Below are 15,448 nucleotides of genomic sequence, written 5' to 3' on the forward strand. Positions count from 1 at the left end.
TTAAAAAGTATATACATTTATTTTAATGACCGTAGTATTGAAACAGTGTATCTTGTAAAATGCTGTATAAAATAAGGACTTAAAAGGGTAAAATGGATTTAATAAGAGATCAGAGGAAAATAAAATGTATAAATATCAAGAAATATCTGAAAAAATTAGAGAAGAAATTGTTAATGGTAACTTTAAGGCTGGTGGATTATTACCGGATCAGAACCAGTTGGCTGAAGCTTACGATACAACGAGGATCACAATTAGAAAGGCAATTCAATCGTTAATTATTGAGGGAATTGTCTATACAAAACGTGGTGCAGGAACTTTTGTACGGAAGGATTATTTACAAAACTTAGATGAAGGGAATTCCATTGATAAACCGCTTGGGACAACTCGCACACATCCTAATAAAAAGGTGACTAGTAAAGTATTGAACTTAGATGCACGGTTGCCAAATCAAGAAGAGCAGGCTAACTTGATGATTACAGCGACCGAGCCGGTTTATGTGATCGATCGAGTACGTTACATTAATAAAAAAGTTTATAGTTATGAACATACAATCATGCCGACTGCAGTTGCGCAAATTACAAGAGAAATTTTGGAAGGCTCTATTTATAGTTATTTAATGGATAAATGCCATTTAACAATTTCTGGATCACATCGAATTGTGAAGGCAGACAAGGCAACACAACAAGACACTAAGGCTTTGGGTATAGGGGAAGGGGAACCAGTGCTTGTTATTCAGCAGGTTAGCTATCTCGAGGATGGTGAACCTTTTGAATTTTCAAAGTCACGGTTTCCATATCAAACGAGCCAAGTGACTGCAGATGTAAATTTGAAGAACTAGGTTAAACAAAAAAGGCCTCCTCATTTTGAGGAAGCCTTTTTAGAAACATTAAGTATTAATTTCCCGACTGATTTGTCACATGAAAATAGAAGCTAAGATTCGGGTAAACATAAATGGTTTGGGAAAAATTAAAAAGCACATCATTTTTATAATAATTTGATTGCTGCAAGACCATACAAGTTGTTTTAGGTTCTAGTCCAAGCAAGTTTGCCTGTTCACTTGTTAACTTATCTTGAGACAAATATTGATCACAGTTATTAATTCGAATGCCATATTTTCGATCAATGTAATCGAAAATCGAATGATTAATACTAACTAAAGATAGGGAAGGAACCTCGCTTTTAACATAGTAGGCATATTCGAGACTATAAAGTTGCTTGTTGATGTAGCGGAGCCTGATGATGCGATGCAACGCCTCACCATTACGGGCACCAAATTCTTTTGCCAAGGATTCATCTGCATGAATTTCGTCAAAAGTCACAATTTTAGATGTCATCTGTGTGTGATACCGGGTGCGACTATTGCCCATGGTTAAATTCACAACAGTGTGTTTAGCCTGACTGATATCATTAATGAAATAGCCGCTGCCTTGAACACGGCGGACCAATCCCTTTTGGGCCACAATATCGATGGCTTTCCGAATGGTGTTGCGACTGACGTTATATCTTTCCATCAACTGATGTTCAGTGGGAAGCTTTTGACTAAAGAGCTTATTTTCTATTGAATGAATCAAATCATCCGCAATGTCATGATACATTGAAGGCTACCTCCAATCTCAAATTATTTAACTAGGTCAATTTGTACCTACCTATGTCATTCCTTATTGTAATGAAAACGGTTTAATAGTCAACTAGTTTGATAGGAAAAGCACATATTATTTACAATAAGAGCATACTTTTCCTTTAAAACGGGCGTTTTCAAGAAAATTGAATTTAATGAATAAGGAACAAATTATATTCATTTATTTTATAAATATTAATCTTTTTACTGACATGAGAGGGATAGCAAGTTTATTTTTAAAAAAATCGAGAAACATACTTGTAAAATTTGTACCTACGAGTTACAATTCAATTGTAATGAAAACGGTTTTACAAAAGACCGTTAATAACAAAAATAATACAAAATTATAGGAGTGATTATCATGGCAGAAAAAACAATTATGTTAGTTTGTGCAGCAGGTATGTCAACAAGTCTTTTGGTATCAAAAATGCAAAAGGCAGCAGAAAAAGAGGGCGTTGATACAGAAATCTTTGCAACAGCGGCTTCTGATGCTACCAACAAATTGGAAGAAAAACATCCAGACATTTTAATGCTTGGACCCCAGGTTCGTTACATGGAAAGCAACTTCAAGAGCAAATTAGATATTCCAGTTGAAGTTATTAACATGCAAGATTATGGCATGATGAATGGCGAAAAAGTTTTGGCTGAAGCATTCAAGACAATGGGCGTGAAATAAGCGTACCGGTCTTAGCGCATTTTTAAAAAATGTGCTTATATAATTTTGAAAGCGGAAACAGAAATTGCTTCCGTTTTTATATGATTCGAATGAAGCATTGAGAGAGCAGGATGTTCAGTTTGGCTAAAATAGCCGAGTGTGAAGACCTGCAAGGAGAAAAGGAGAAATTAAATAATGGCTGAAGACAAAAAAGAGACAGAGAAGACAGAAGAATCATCAGAAGAACAACCACAAAACCTAGAAGCAATCATGGGTTTGATTATGAATGGTGGGAATGCTAAAAGCTCTGCATTTGAGGCAATTAATGCCGCAAAAAAGGGTGACTATAAAACAGCAGATGCTAAATTAAAAGAATCTGATGGTTTCTTGACAGCAGCTCACAATTCTCAGACTGGCATGTTAACTGATGAAGCAAACGGGATTCATGCCAAAGTTACGTTATTAACAGTTCATTCACAAGATCACATTATGAATGCAATTACATTTCGTGACTTGGCTGGCGAAATTGTTGATTTATACAAACGTCTTGATGGCGTTAAAGTTGAGGATTAGATAATCAAAAAGCAGCCAATGATGTTTCATTTGGGCTGCTTTTGTTTTAAAAAATATTAAATTGAGGTGCAAAAAATGAGTGAACAAAAAATGCGAATGCCAGATGGATTTCTCTGGGGTGGTGCTGTTGCAGCCCACCAATTAGAAGGTGGCTGGCAAGAAGGCGGTAAAGGCGTCAGTATTGCCGACATCATGACTGCGGGAGATAAAGATCATCCTCGCCGCGTTACTGATGGTGTAAAAGATGGTGAAGTTTATCCTAACCATTGGGGAATTGATTTTTATCATCGTTATCCAGAAGACATTAAGTTATTTGCTGAAATGGGCTTTAAATGTTTCCGGACATCAATTGCTTGGACCCGAATTTTTCCTAATGGGGATGAAACAGAACCCAACGAAGAAGGACTTCAATTCTATGATGACTTATTTGATGAACTTTTAAAATACAACATCGAACCCGTTGTGACGTTGTCTCATTTTGAAATGCCTTATCATTTGGTTAAGGAATACGGCGGTTGGTCAAACCGAAAGTTAATTGGTTTCTTCACCAATTATGCAGAGGCCGTCTTCAAACGGTATAAAAATAAAGTTAAATATTGGATGACATTTAACGAAATTAATAATCAGACTACTTGGGACGATCCTCATCCAATGCTACAGAATTCTGGTCTCCAATTAGGTAAGGATGATAATTGGGAAGAGTCTATGTATCAAGCAGCCCACTATGAGATGGTTGCCAGCGCCCAAGCTGTTAAGATTGGCCATAAAATCAATCCTGACTTCCAAATTGGTGACATGATTGCAATGTGTCCAATCTATCCATTAACGGCCGATCCAAAGGACGTTATGGCAGCTGAACGAGCTATGCAAACCCGCTATTACTACGGCGATGTTCAGGCAAACGGTTTTTATCCAAATTGGGTTCTAAAATATTGGGAACGCAAAGGATTTAAAATTGATCGGACTGAACAAGATGCCAAGGATTTACGGGAAGGAACAGCTGACTATGTAGGTTTTAGTTACTACATGTCATTTGTTACAAAATATAGAAAAGATAATCCAGATTATGTTTATACAGAATCGAAAGATCAGGTCGATAATCCTTATACAGAGAAATCTGACTGGGGTTGGCAAATTGATCCAATCGGTCTACGTTACGCCATGAATTGGATGCAAGATCGTTGGCATAAACCAATGTTCATCGTTGAAAACGGTTTTGGTGCGTATGATAAAAAAGAGGCCGACGGTAGCGTTCATGATGACTATCGAATCAGTTATTTCCATGATCATATTGAAGCGATGGAAAAGGCTGTAGTTGAAGATGGCGTTGATCTCATGGGTTATACACCATGGGGATGCATTGACCTCATTTCGGCCAGCACTGGTGAAATGAAGAAGCGTTATGGCTTTATTTATGTTGATCAGGATGATGAAGGAAATGGTTCGCTAAAACGTTCCAAGAAAGATTCATTTGACTGGTACAAGAAAGTTATTGCTTCAAACGGAGAAGATATTTCAGAAAAATAGAACCTGATTTAAAAGCAGTTAGCTAATAAAATGGTTGGCTGTTTTTTTTATTTGAAACTTGTTCCACAAATTGGTGGGATGTGCTAAGGTGTAATCATATATAGGGAAGGTGAAGTATGTGTTTCCATACGAAAGAGTGAAGTTATTAAATCAATTGGAACTAAGTATCTATAAATATATTATTGCTCATCCGGCCGAAGTGGCCAACATGACCATTCGACAATTGGCTAAGAAAAGTCACGTATCCCCAACCACCATTTTGCGATTTCTTCGAAAAATGAATTTTGATGGGCATTCAGAATTTAAATATGCGTTGAAACGCCAACAAAAAATAGAGGTTGAACAACCTTCACAACAGCAATCAGTTCCGATGGGTCAATTTTTTGATCAAGTTAATGATGATCACTTTCTCAATAAGATTAGTCAGGCCGCTCAATTTATTGTTGATGCCGATACCAGTTTGTTTTTTGGACTGGGAACGAGTGGAAGCCTTGCCCAATATGGATCACGTTTATTAGCAAATTACGGTCTTTATACGCTAAGTTTTACGGATCCTTTTCAGCCTAAACCCTTGGCACGACGTGATTTTTCTGATACACTGCTAATCTTGTTGTCAGTTTCTGGGGAAACAATGCAAGTTCTGGATCAAGCCAAATTTTATCGGGAAAATGGCGCCAGAACGATGTCAATTACGGCCAATCGCTATTCTACATTAGCGCAACTCGTGGATTTTAATATTTCATATAATGTTCCCGAGGTACGAATGGCAGATTTGAATCTGACATCGCAAATTCCGGTTGTTTTTCTTCTCGAACAAATTGGCATTATAGCTCATAAAGATCTTTTGAAATCTACAAATGGGAAAAAAGATTCGGCTTTTTAAAGAAATAAGAAAACGCTTAAATTGGCCCGTACCAGTTTGGAAACAATCCCATTATGGACTTTAAACAACCACTTTTAAAAGCAAACCAATCATAGATTTGAAACATGTTTCTATTCGAAACATGTTTTTTTTAATAAAAACTTAAGTTTTCTTCTTGAAATAGGTAGGCACAAATATCTAAATGTGCTATATTAAAGGAGATGAAAGCGCACACAGTGTGATTTCAAATAAACTTTATCACTTGCAAAGTTATGCTTATTATTTTAGATTTTGCTATTTATATTTCGTTGCAAGTGATATCTGGGAGGGTTTTACATGAGTGAGAAAAAATCCAGCTTCGTGCAGGATAAGCTTATTCCCTTAGCAGGGAAAATGGCTGCTTCTCGTCATTTGGTTGCACTTCGTGATGGATTTGCGCTGGTAATGCCACTAATCATTATCGGTTCAGTCTTCATGATCGTTAGTCAGTTTCCAATTCCGGCCTACATTAATTGGATGGGTTCGGTGTTCGGTCCTAACTGAGCAACTGTTGTTGGTTGGGCGACAAATGCAACATTCTCAATTATTGGGTTGGTTGCGGTAATTGGTATTTCTTATCAATTAGCTAAGTCGTATGATGGTGTTGATGCACTGTCAGCAAGTATGATTTCTTTAGGTGCCTTTTTACTTACAATTCCATTGACTACTGATAAGGCTGGTAACACGTTCGTGCCTTTGACAATGTTAGGTTCAATGGGACTGTTTGAAGCCCTATTGGTTGGATTGTTCGTTACTGATTTTTATGTATGGATGATTCATAAGAACTGGCAGTTCCATATGCCAGACACAGTACCACCCGCAGTTGGGAATGCCTTTTCTGCATTGATTCCTGGCTTCGTTATTATTTCAGTTGTTTGGTTAATCAGAATTGGCGTTAGCTTCACAGCGTTTAAGACGATTCCAAACATCATCACAGTTATCTTGTCTAAGCCTTTGACGGCCGTTGGTGGGACAATCTGGGGTGCGTTAGTAGCTGAATTCTTTGTTTCATTCCTTTGGTTATTCGGTATTCATGGTGCCAACGTTGTTGGTGGTATCATGGCACCAATCTGGATGGGTCAAATGGGACAAAATGCTGCTGCTGTTAAAGCACACAAACCAATTCCAAACGTTGTCAGTCAACAATTTGTTGATAACTTCGTCCATGCTGGTGGTTCTGGTGAAACTATTTCACTTGCCTTAATGATGTTCTTCTTTGCTAAATCAGCAAACTTGAAGGCCATTGGTAAGTTGGCTGCTGCACCTGCACTGTTCAACATTAACGAACCTATTATGTTTGGTTTGCCAATTGTTTTGAACCCTGTTATGGCGATTCCATTTATCGTTGTTCCATTAGTTTCTGTTGTTACTACTTACGTATCAATGAAGACTGGTCTGGTAGCACGAACCATGGGTGTTGCTGTTCCTTGGACAACGCCGCCAATTATTTCAGGTTGGTTGGCAACTGGTCACATTTCTGGTGCTGTTCTTCAGTTAGTTAACTTTGTAATCGGTGGTGCCATCTGGTATCCATTCTTCAAGATTGCTGATCGTCAAGCATTGAAACAAGAAAAAAAAGTTGCTGACAAAGAAGCTGCAGAAGCTGCTGCAAAGAACTAAACATTCGTTTGTAAGTTTTAATAAAATCTGTCGAAATCATTCGGCAGATTTTTTAGTAAGAAGCAGAGGGCTTGAAAAGAAGTTGTCTTTTTAAACCCGTTTCGGAAGAATCAGTTTCAAATAATTTTGGTTAAAATACAAGCGCTTCATTAAAGTGAGTATAATTAAGAGTGAATGAGAAATTGAGTGTTTAAAAAGAGGAGCGAGAACCATGAGTAAACATAAAAAAAATCGACCAAGTTCAGCTGTTGAGCGTAATGCCCAGGCCAATGTGGATAAGATTAGAGAACAAACCAAGACGAAACAAACTAGTATTAAGGATCTACCTGGATGGGCGCAAGATATGGCGTACAGACGGTTTGGACTAAGCGAAGTGATTTCTTTTATCCCTTTGGTCATTGCGGTATTGACAACACCTATGTTAAATAATCGTGTTTCCATGGGTGGGGGACTCGTGGTTAATAAAAATGCGCTATTCATTATTCCTTTCGTTAGTTTATTAATTTCTGGTGGTAGTTACGTTAGTATCAAGATCCGTCGAAAATCTGAACAAGTTACAGATATTGAACATTTTGCTTGGAACGAAGTCTTTGCATTTCTTGCAAATGTCCTAGTTGTCGTAGTTTGTTCGGCAGTTCTTATTTATCAATTATTTCGAGCATTTTCAGCTTAATTTTTAGGAGGTATTATTTTGGGACGATTAGGAATTTCTTTATATCCAGAACATTCTACATTTGAAAAAGATAAAGCATATTTAGATTTAGCACATAAATATGGTTACACACGGGTCTTTACGTCACTATTACAAATTAATGGTGATCAAGATGCGGTAGTTGCAAACTTCAAGAAAATTGTGCAGTACGCGAAATCATTAGACTTTAAAGTCATGGTGGATATGAATCCATCTTTGTTTAAACAACTAGGAATTACGTATGATGATCTTTCTTTCTTTGATGATCTGGGTGCCTGGGGATTACGTTTAGATGAAGGATTTACTGGCATGGAAGAAGCCCGGATGACCCGTAACCCATACGGAATTAAGATTGAAGTGAACATGAGTAACGGAACCCGTTACTTGGAGAATATTCTCAGTTTTGCACCTGATAAACAAAACCTATTGGGTTGTCATAACTTTTATCCTCAAGAGTATACCGGACTTGGCGAAAACTTTTTTGTAAAATGTTCGAAACTATTCCGTGAAAATAACATCAACACAGCCGCTTTTGTGAGCTCAAAAGCAGCTGGATTCGGTCCTTGGCCAGTTCAAGATGGCTTGCCAACGATTGAGGATGATCGTCACTTACCAATTGATACGCAAGTTCAACATTTATTATTGACGGGCTTAATTGACGATGTCTTAATCGGAAATGCTTATGCTTCAGAAGATGAATTAAAAGCTGCTTCAAAAGCATTTTTCGGTCGTTACCCCGTTTTACATGCAAACTTTGTGGACGATTTGACGGAAAATGAAAAACTAGTTGCGCTTGGTAAACCTCATTTGTATAGAGGCGATGCATCTGATTACCTATTACGTGATACCATGCCACGTGTTTGGTATAAGGATAAAGAGATTCCTGCTCACCATGAACTAGAAGATTTTAAGCGTGGCGATATCATCGTGGTTAACGATGTATATAGTCGATATAAAGGAGAACTTCAAATTGCATTGAAGGCATTTCCAAATGATGGTCGCCGGAATGTGGTTGGTCATTTAACGGATGATGATTTGTTCCTTTTGGATTATATTAAACCATGGAGCACATTTGAACTAAAATAATATAAATAGTTATAAAATACGTAGGGATCTAAAAAAAATCCTACGTATTTTTTTTACGCTTTTTATAATGTTGTCAGCTTTCACAAACATAAGTTAGGCCTTACTAAATAAAAGTTAGGGTTGACTAAATAAGACAAATGCTTATAATCTAATTGAGTGTCCACTTAATTAACTCAGGAGGGAGGTCGTCATTACGGGGAATAATCGGGAAAAAGATAAGAGTAAACGAACAGTTCAATATTATGAATCTTTTACGGATGATGTTGTGACCACTAAAGAGCAAAATTATGAATTGCCGGATGACTATTCCTGGGACCATACAAATCCAGTTTATAATTTACTCTCAAAGCTGTTGTATATGATAGTATGGGTGGTGAGTTTTTGTTATTGTCGTTTCTGCCATGTGTCAATTAAAAATCGACAGGTGCTGAAACCTTACAATAATCAAGGCTACTTCCTATATGGAAATCATACCCAACCGGTTGGGGATGTCTTGACGCCCAGACATGAAAGCCCGTTTAAAAGTGTTTATACATTGGCGGGGACGGCCAATCTAGGAATTCCGATTCTTGGACCGATGCTCACAATGGGTGGTGCAATTATTGTGCCTGATTCTTGGCGAAAACTACGGGAATTTGATCGGGTCGTTAAAAAGCGAATCGACCAAAAACATGCGATTATGATCTATCCAGAGGCTCACGTTTGGCCATATTATACGAAGATTCGGCCATTTTCAGATAGTGCGTTTCATTATCCAGTGCAACAACAAGCACCGTCATTTTGTGTGACAACGACTTATCAAAAACGCAGATTTGGTTCAAAACCGCGCCGAACCGTCTATATAGATGGTCCATTTCTCCCGAAAACTGGTTTAAACAAAAAAGAACAACAAGAACAACTACATCAGGATATTTACAACTGTATGGTTGCTCGGAGTAAGTCCAGTACTTACGAATATATTAAGTATAAAAAAAAGCCTTGTGGTGATAAGTCAAGTATGTAAAAAACTTTGTTTTTATTATTAATTAGTTCTTGAGAGTATACCTTCCCCAGCCCACTAAAACAGTTAATTTAGCGGGTTAAGAAGGGACTCAGTATCGTAAACTCGAAGGCTATACCACTTTGGGTGGTATATAAAATTGATGGTTTCTAAGCAAGACTTCCACCAATCTCACAAGCTTTCGTGCCGTCAAGACAATAGCTCGACGATGACGATACTTGGGTACCTCTTCATATTTTTTGTGGTAATAGCGTTGGTAAGTAATATCATAACGTCTTATCGAATTGGCAGCTTCAACTAGATAATAACGAAGATATTGATTACCCTTACGAGTTCGTGGCGTAGCTTGACGAACACTCGTACCTGATTCATGTGGTAACCAAGCCAGACCTGCATACTTGGCAATATGGCTTTCATCCGGAAAACGTTCAATTTGACCAATTTCTGCCACAATACCGGCCGCATAAACTGGACCAATACCGGGAACACTAGTTAAACAATTGATATCTGTGTTTTGAGTAGATATCTGTGTAATTGTTTTATCCAAAACTTGGATTTGTTTTTTTAACATCCGAATTTCATTAGCATAGACCGCTAAGATTTCATCAACAGAATCTGTTACGACTTTTGATAGACGATAAGAAGAACGAGTTGCTTTCTTAATGGCTTTAGCAACGGCTTCGGCATCACCAAATTTACCGTGGGCTAACTGTTGAAGATGTGTCACTAATTCATCAAGAGGTAGCGCCGCTGCCTCGTCCAAGGTTAACTCTTCATCAGTAATTAGGGTCATCATAGCTGAGCCAAAAACTGAGGTGGGTAACTCTCGTTCTAAAGTATTACAACGATAATAGAGGTTGTTCAAAAAATGATTTTTTGAATCGGTCATTTGTTTAACCAAGTGATAGCGTTCACGGGTTAAACGTTGCAGCGCAACATAATTTTCTTGGCGAGCAACAGGGGTTCCAAGTGGTTCTACACGCAATAAATCGGCTAATTGCTTGGCATCAATTGCATCAGTTTTACCGTCATTAAAGAGCTGACTAAAGTGATGTGATGTGTAGGGATTAATGGTAATTACCGATAAGCCTAAGGCTTGTAACTCGCTATCTTCGGCCAAAAAAGTCATTGGATGAAAGTTATAAACAGAAGTAGCTTCCATACCAGCTGTGATTTTTTCATAATGATGCGTTTGAGTTTCGGTTAGGACCGTCTGTTTGATCTTAATGGCGCCATTGAGATCATTAGTAGTTTCACCTTGAAAACAACAACGTTGATCCGAATCTAAAGCACAAAAGTCTAATTTATTTTTACCAACATCAATACCTAAATATAAATTCATAGGATAAGGACCTCCTTTCATTGTGAATTAATTGGATAAGCTTAGGTGCTGCGTGATGTTCCCTAATTCCAATTCTAACGGGCATCCTCGCAATATAAGTAGACTAGATTAAGTGATTCAGCTGCGTGTCACGCGAGTGAACACGAATCACTCTAATCGCTACAGCTTGTGGTTTGCGGTGTTTCGAATTGTCTGGGCGGCACGCTTAAAACGTAGATAAACTACAAGGGGAGAAAGCCTATACCAGTTGGACCTAAATCCAATGAACAATTAGAGAATATCACGCAGCATCTAAGTAGTGAATAGTAAGAAACAAAGTTTCAAAATATATAATACGAGGGGGAGGAAGTATGAATATCTTGTACTGTGGCAATGAAAAGATGGAAGACGGCTTGTTGATTTCAATTCTTTCGTTACTAAAAAATACCAAGCAAACACTGAACATTTATATTATGACTGCATTTATTCAGACAAACGGAAAAAATTATTATCCACTCAGTGAAGCAACAGTAAATTTTTTAGATAACCAAGCAAAAAAAGTCAATCCCAAAAATTCAGTCACTAGGCTAGATCTTACAAACCTATTTAATGAACAGCGACCAACTGCCAACATGGGAACAATCTTTACACCTTACTGCATGTTGCGGCTATATGCTGATTTATGCCCTAGTTTACCCGATAAAATATTATATCTAGATACTGATGTAATTTGTCGAAAGGACTTTAGGTCGTTTTATAACCAAGATATCAGTAAAAATGAGGTTGTGGGAGTGGCTGATTATTATGGAAAATGGATTTTCAAACATAAGAAAGGTCATTTCAGTTATATGAACTCCGGGGTTTTATTAATGAACCTAGGGTTGATTAAACAGACGCAGTTATTACGTCGATGCCGTGATTTATGTCGTACGAAGAGAATGTTTATGCCTGATCAATCAGCAATTAACAAATTGGCAGTTACTAAAAGAATTGTGCCACGTCGATTTAACGAACAACGTCGCCTCCATCGGAATACTGTTTTTCAACATTTTACAACTAGTTTCCGGTTATTCCCATGGATTCATACGTTGACGGTTAAACCATGGCAAGTTGACGATGTTCATGACAAATTGAAATTACACAAGTATGATGATGTTTTAAGTGAGTATCAATACTTGAAACCACAAATGGAAGGACTTAAATAAATGCAAACAAATCAAGAACGACTGCCACTATTTTTTTCCGTAGATGATCACTATGTGCCATTTTTATTGGTCGCATTAAAGTCGATGATGGCTAACGCAAAATTAGCATACAAATATCAAATTATTATTTTACATGAAGGTATTAAAGAAGAAAATCAGAAGCAAATTTCAGAATTGGCTAACGATCAATTTGACATTAAGTTTGTGTCAATGAAGGGCCAATTGAATAAGGTAATGAAAGGTAAAGAAGCAAAGTTACGTGGGGATTACTTCACATTTACAATTTTCTTCCGTCTGTTTATTGCTGATATGTTTGCTGAATATGATAAGGCAGTTTACCTTGATGCTGATATTATTGTTCCCGGCGACATTGGTGAACTTTATCAAACTGATATCGGTGATAATTTAGTTGGTGCAACGTCAGACTTCTTTATCGGCGGGAATCCATTTTTAGCTGAGTACAGTGAAAATTCAATTGGCGTACCAGCTGCTGATTATATTAATTCTGGTGTGTTAGTTATGAATCTTAAACAATTCCGATCTCAAGAGTTTTCTAATGAATTTTTGTATTTGTATAACAAATATCATTTCGAGACAGTTGCACCGGATCAGGATTATTTAAACGCGATTGGACAAGGCAGGATTTATCATTTGGGTGACGAGTGGAATGCCCAAGCTGGCTATCCACAACGTGTGGTAGATCAACCAAAGTTAGTTCACTATAACTTGTTTAACAAGCCATGGAGCTATGCAAAGGTGGCCTATGGAGACTACTTCTGGAAATACGCAAAACAAATTCCAGGCAGCTATGAAGCTGCTAAGGCAATGCAGGCAGCATATAGCCCAGAACAAATTCAAGCTGATAAAGATAATTACAAAGGTTTGGTTAAAAACACACAAAGTATTATCAAATCAGGGGAAACTTTCAAAGTGCTCTATAAGCAAAATCACAAACCAAATCATGGCGTGAATTATGCGAACAACTAATCTGGTTCCTGGTGAACGCGAACCAGTGATTGCTAATATTCAAAAGGCTGTGGCAAAAAATCAATTTAATGCCAAAGTCGAAGTTAGTGACGCTAAGTTGTCGAGCGAGCAAGAACGAGAAATTCTCACGAATTATTTAAAGCACTATAATCATTTTGGGTATAAATTTAACAATATTTTTGCTGATGAATTATCTGATATTGGCATTTCGTTAGTTTCAAGACAGACTGAAATTGTTGGGCTTGAAAATATGCGGAATGTGTCTGGCGGGGGAATTGTGACTAGTAATCACTTTAATCCAATGGAAAATTTGGCTGTGCGAAAAGCTATGAAAAAGGCTGGCAAAGGGCAAATATTTATGGTCAGTCAATTGGCTAACCTAAAAATGCCTGGGATTCTTGGCTATATCATGACATATTCGGATACCATTCCGATTGATGATAGTACAGATTATATGGGTCACCAATTTCCAGAGCAATTACAGCAAATTTTAGCCAAGGATCGATTGATTTTAATTTATCCGGAACAAGAAATGTGGTTTAATTACCGTAAGCCACGGCCACCAAAGCGTGGAGCATATTATTATGCGGCTCGTTTTAAGGTGCCAATCATTTCATGTTTCGTAGAAATTAGAGATTTGGATAAAATGGAATCTGACACATTTAAGGAAGTTTCTTTTGTGTGTCATATCCTAAAGCCTATTTATTCAGATCCAACTAAAAGTGTCAGAGAAAATAGTCTGATGATGATGCATAAAGATTATGCGCAAAAATGTAATGCTTACGAAAAGGCGTATGGGAAACCACTAACCTATGATTTTGAACCTAGTGACATTGCGGGATGGGCGCCACCAGATAAAACAAAATAGTTAAAAACGCCTCTGAAAGTTTAATTCAGAGGCGTTTTTGTGTATTTAGTTAAAGATTGAAAGTACAAAAATGATTTCAGTTACTGTTATAAAGCAGTTTACTCTACCAAAATCAGATTAATTGCCGTTCTCTGGCTTAATTGGCCTGGAACGGGGTGGGCACGATTTGAAGCCAAGCAGGTCACTTGTCTTCAAACTCGACCTTTATCTAAGCAAAAATCGCTAAGATAAATTTCACCCCTGAGGCCAAAACGCCTCCGAACTGGGGAAATTGTTGTCTTTAGATAGCTTGATGACTGATTCCATAACAACTTATGTGCTAAATATAATTAGTTTTAATACCTGATTCAGTCTGGAAGCAAATGGGATCAGTAGTGTCGTTTGTCTTAGCAATTTATCGTTTAGATAAAGGCCGAGCTTAGAGACGTGTTTTTCGGCTCTAAGTCGTGTCCACTATTATGCATAAAAGTCGGTTTTCGTACCGAGAACCCGCAATGCTCCATACGCTGTTGGTTCTTGTGGGAAAGTTAGCCGCAAGATCCGATCCGGATTTGCTGGAAGACGGTATTTCAATCTAATTTTGTTACCATGAACATTTTTGTATCAAGCAATTGGATGTGATTTTGTACTTTCAACCTTTAGGTATTTAGTTAATACCTAAGTGCTTTTACTAAAGCAGTGATGGCGTGTTTTGTACTGGTTTTAGACAGCGGCTGATCAAAATATAAATAACCAAGAATTGTGCCGCCAGTAATTGACCACATGGTTTTGAGAATTTCAATGTTTGACCAATCTACGATCAAATGTTTACTTTTCAAAAAATCGAGTTGTTTGTTAATTTCATGCCAATAGGTACCAGTAAATTCAGTAGTTAATTGAGCGCGAACCTTTTGGTCATAAAGCATTTCAGAAACTAAAATTTTAATCACTTTAGAATTCTTCTTTAAAAAAGCAAATCGATCCTGAACCAATGCCGTGATGAAAGCTTCTAGTGATGGATATGTTTTGGTTAGTTGTGTTTTAACGAAGGTATCTAGGCTAGCCGGAAAAAAAGAATGCATAACGGGTGTCACAATGGCATGGAGCAAACCTCGTTTATTTGTAAATTTGTTGAAAATATTTCCTTCGGCGACGCCCGCCTTTTTCGCAATTTCCTTGGTGCTAGTGTTGGCATAGCCTTTTTCAGCAAAAACATCCACTGCAGCGGCTAAAATTTTAATTTGTTTGTCTGTCATGCTGTCAAATGCGTGGGCATTTTCAAAAAGTTTTAATTCAGAATTAGTCACGGTGTGTGCTCCTTTAAAATATACCTAGTTAAGGTAGCTGTTTAAGTTACCACTCAAAGTCTAAACGGTGGTGACGTAATTTGTCAATGGTGGAGGGTGGGTTAAAAATA

The 15,448-nt window shown here is 37.5% G+C and carries 14 protein-coding genes and 1 pseudogene; 12 read left to right on the forward strand and 3 right to left on the reverse strand.

Annotated elements, in window-relative coordinates:
- The first annotated feature begins 124 nt into the window (after window positions 1-124).
- Window positions 125-838, forward strand: coding sequence for a GntR family transcriptional regulator (locus tag ADU73_RS07470; RefSeq protein ID WP_046872305.1), 714 nt, complete (start codon window positions 125-127; stop codon window positions 836-838).
- A 55-nt stretch (window positions 839-893) separates the two neighbouring features.
- Here the strand turns inward: ADU73_RS07470 and ADU73_RS07475 are convergent, their stop codons facing one another.
- Window positions 894-1,595, reverse strand: a complete 702-nt coding sequence (locus tag ADU73_RS07475; protein WP_046872304.1) for a GntR family transcriptional regulator — start codon at window positions 1,593-1,595, stop codon at window positions 894-896.
- 384 nt (window positions 1,596-1,979) lie between these two features.
- Between ADU73_RS07475 and ADU73_RS07485 the strand changes: the two genes are divergently transcribed.
- The 8 genes and pseudogenes from ADU73_RS07485 to ADU73_RS07520 all read left to right on the forward strand — a co-directional run bounded on the left by ADU73_RS07485 (window position 1,980) and on the right by ADU73_RS07520 (window position 9,674).
- Entirely contained in the window at window positions 1,980-2,294 is a 315-nt protein-coding gene (locus ADU73_RS07485) for a PTS sugar transporter subunit IIB (protein ID WP_046872302.1), read from the forward strand.
- Window positions 2,295-2,543: 249 nt separating this feature from the next.
- Window positions 2,544-2,846, forward strand: coding sequence for a PTS lactose/cellobiose transporter subunit IIA (locus tag ADU73_RS07490; protein ID WP_414477500.1), 303 nt, complete (start codon window positions 2,544-2,546; stop codon window positions 2,844-2,846).
- A 75-nt stretch (window positions 2,847-2,921) separates the two neighbouring features.
- Window positions 2,922-4,373: a 6-phospho-beta-glucosidase gene (locus ADU73_RS07495; protein ID WP_046872300.1), complete on the forward strand. Its 1,452-nt coding sequence runs from the start codon at window positions 2,922-2,924 to the stop codon at window positions 4,371-4,373.
- Between the two features lie 136 nt (window positions 4,374-4,509).
- Entirely contained in the window at window positions 4,510-5,256 is a 747-nt protein-coding gene (locus tag ADU73_RS07500) for a MurR/RpiR family transcriptional regulator (RefSeq protein WP_226996029.1), read from the forward strand.
- Window positions 5,257-5,571: 315 nt separating this feature from the next.
- Window positions 5,572-6,894, forward strand: a pseudogene (gene celB, locus ADU73_RS07505) (PTS cellobiose transporter subunit IIC).
- A gap of 211 nt (window positions 6,895-7,105) precedes the next feature.
- Window positions 7,106-7,567, forward strand: a complete 462-nt coding sequence (locus ADU73_RS07510; RefSeq protein WP_046872297.1) for a hypothetical protein — start codon at window positions 7,106-7,108, stop codon at window positions 7,565-7,567.
- An 18-nt stretch (window positions 7,568-7,585) separates the two neighbouring features.
- Entirely contained in the window at window positions 7,586-8,671 is a 1,086-nt protein-coding gene (locus ADU73_RS07515) for a DUF871 domain-containing protein (protein ID WP_046872296.1), read from the forward strand.
- A gap of 403 nt (window positions 8,672-9,074) precedes the next feature.
- Window positions 9,075-9,674 (forward strand): lysophospholipid acyltransferase family protein, encoded by a 600-nt coding sequence (locus tag ADU73_RS07520; protein ID WP_052694556.1) that lies wholly within the window; start codon window positions 9,075-9,077, stop codon window positions 9,672-9,674.
- Window positions 9,675-9,783: 109 nt separating this feature from the next.
- On the opposite strand, the gene ADU73_RS07525 is transcribed toward ADU73_RS07520, so the two are convergent.
- Window positions 9,784-11,013 carry an IS110 family RNA-guided transposase gene (locus ADU73_RS07525; protein WP_056986621.1) on the reverse strand — a complete coding sequence of 410 codons (1,230 nt, stop codon included), beginning with the start codon at window positions 11,011-11,013 and terminating at the stop codon, window positions 9,784-9,786.
- A gap of 350 nt (window positions 11,014-11,363) precedes the next feature.
- On the opposite strand from ADU73_RS07525, the gene ADU73_RS07530 reads away from it, so the two are divergent.
- The 3 genes from ADU73_RS07530 to ADU73_RS07540 are packed head-to-tail and all read left to right on the forward strand — an operon-like array spanning window position 11,364 to window position 14,052.
- Window positions 11,364-12,197 (forward strand): glycosyltransferase, encoded by an 834-nt coding sequence (locus ADU73_RS07530; RefSeq protein WP_062913353.1) that lies wholly within the window; start codon window positions 11,364-11,366, stop codon window positions 12,195-12,197.
- Entirely contained in the window at window positions 12,198-13,184 is a 987-nt protein-coding gene (locus ADU73_RS07535; RefSeq protein ID WP_056986200.1) for a glycosyltransferase family 8 protein, read from the forward strand.
- Window positions 13,171-14,052, forward strand: coding sequence for a lysophospholipid acyltransferase family protein (locus ADU73_RS07540; protein ID WP_046871075.1), 882 nt, complete (start codon window positions 13,171-13,173; stop codon window positions 14,050-14,052). Before ADU73_RS07535 ends, ADU73_RS07540 begins: the two co-directional genes overlap by 14 nt.
- 650 nt (window positions 14,053-14,702) lie before the next feature.
- On the opposite strand, the gene ADU73_RS07545 is transcribed toward ADU73_RS07540, so the two are convergent.
- Entirely contained in the window at window positions 14,703-15,338 is a 636-nt protein-coding gene (locus ADU73_RS07545) for a TetR/AcrR family transcriptional regulator (protein WP_226996030.1), read from the reverse strand.
- Window positions 15,339-15,448: the final 110 nt, after the last annotated feature.

The sequence above is a fragment of the Pediococcus damnosus genome (genome assembly GCF_001611155.1).
Taxonomy (GTDB): Bacteria; Bacillota; Bacilli; order Lactobacillales; family Lactobacillaceae; genus Pediococcus; species Pediococcus damnosus.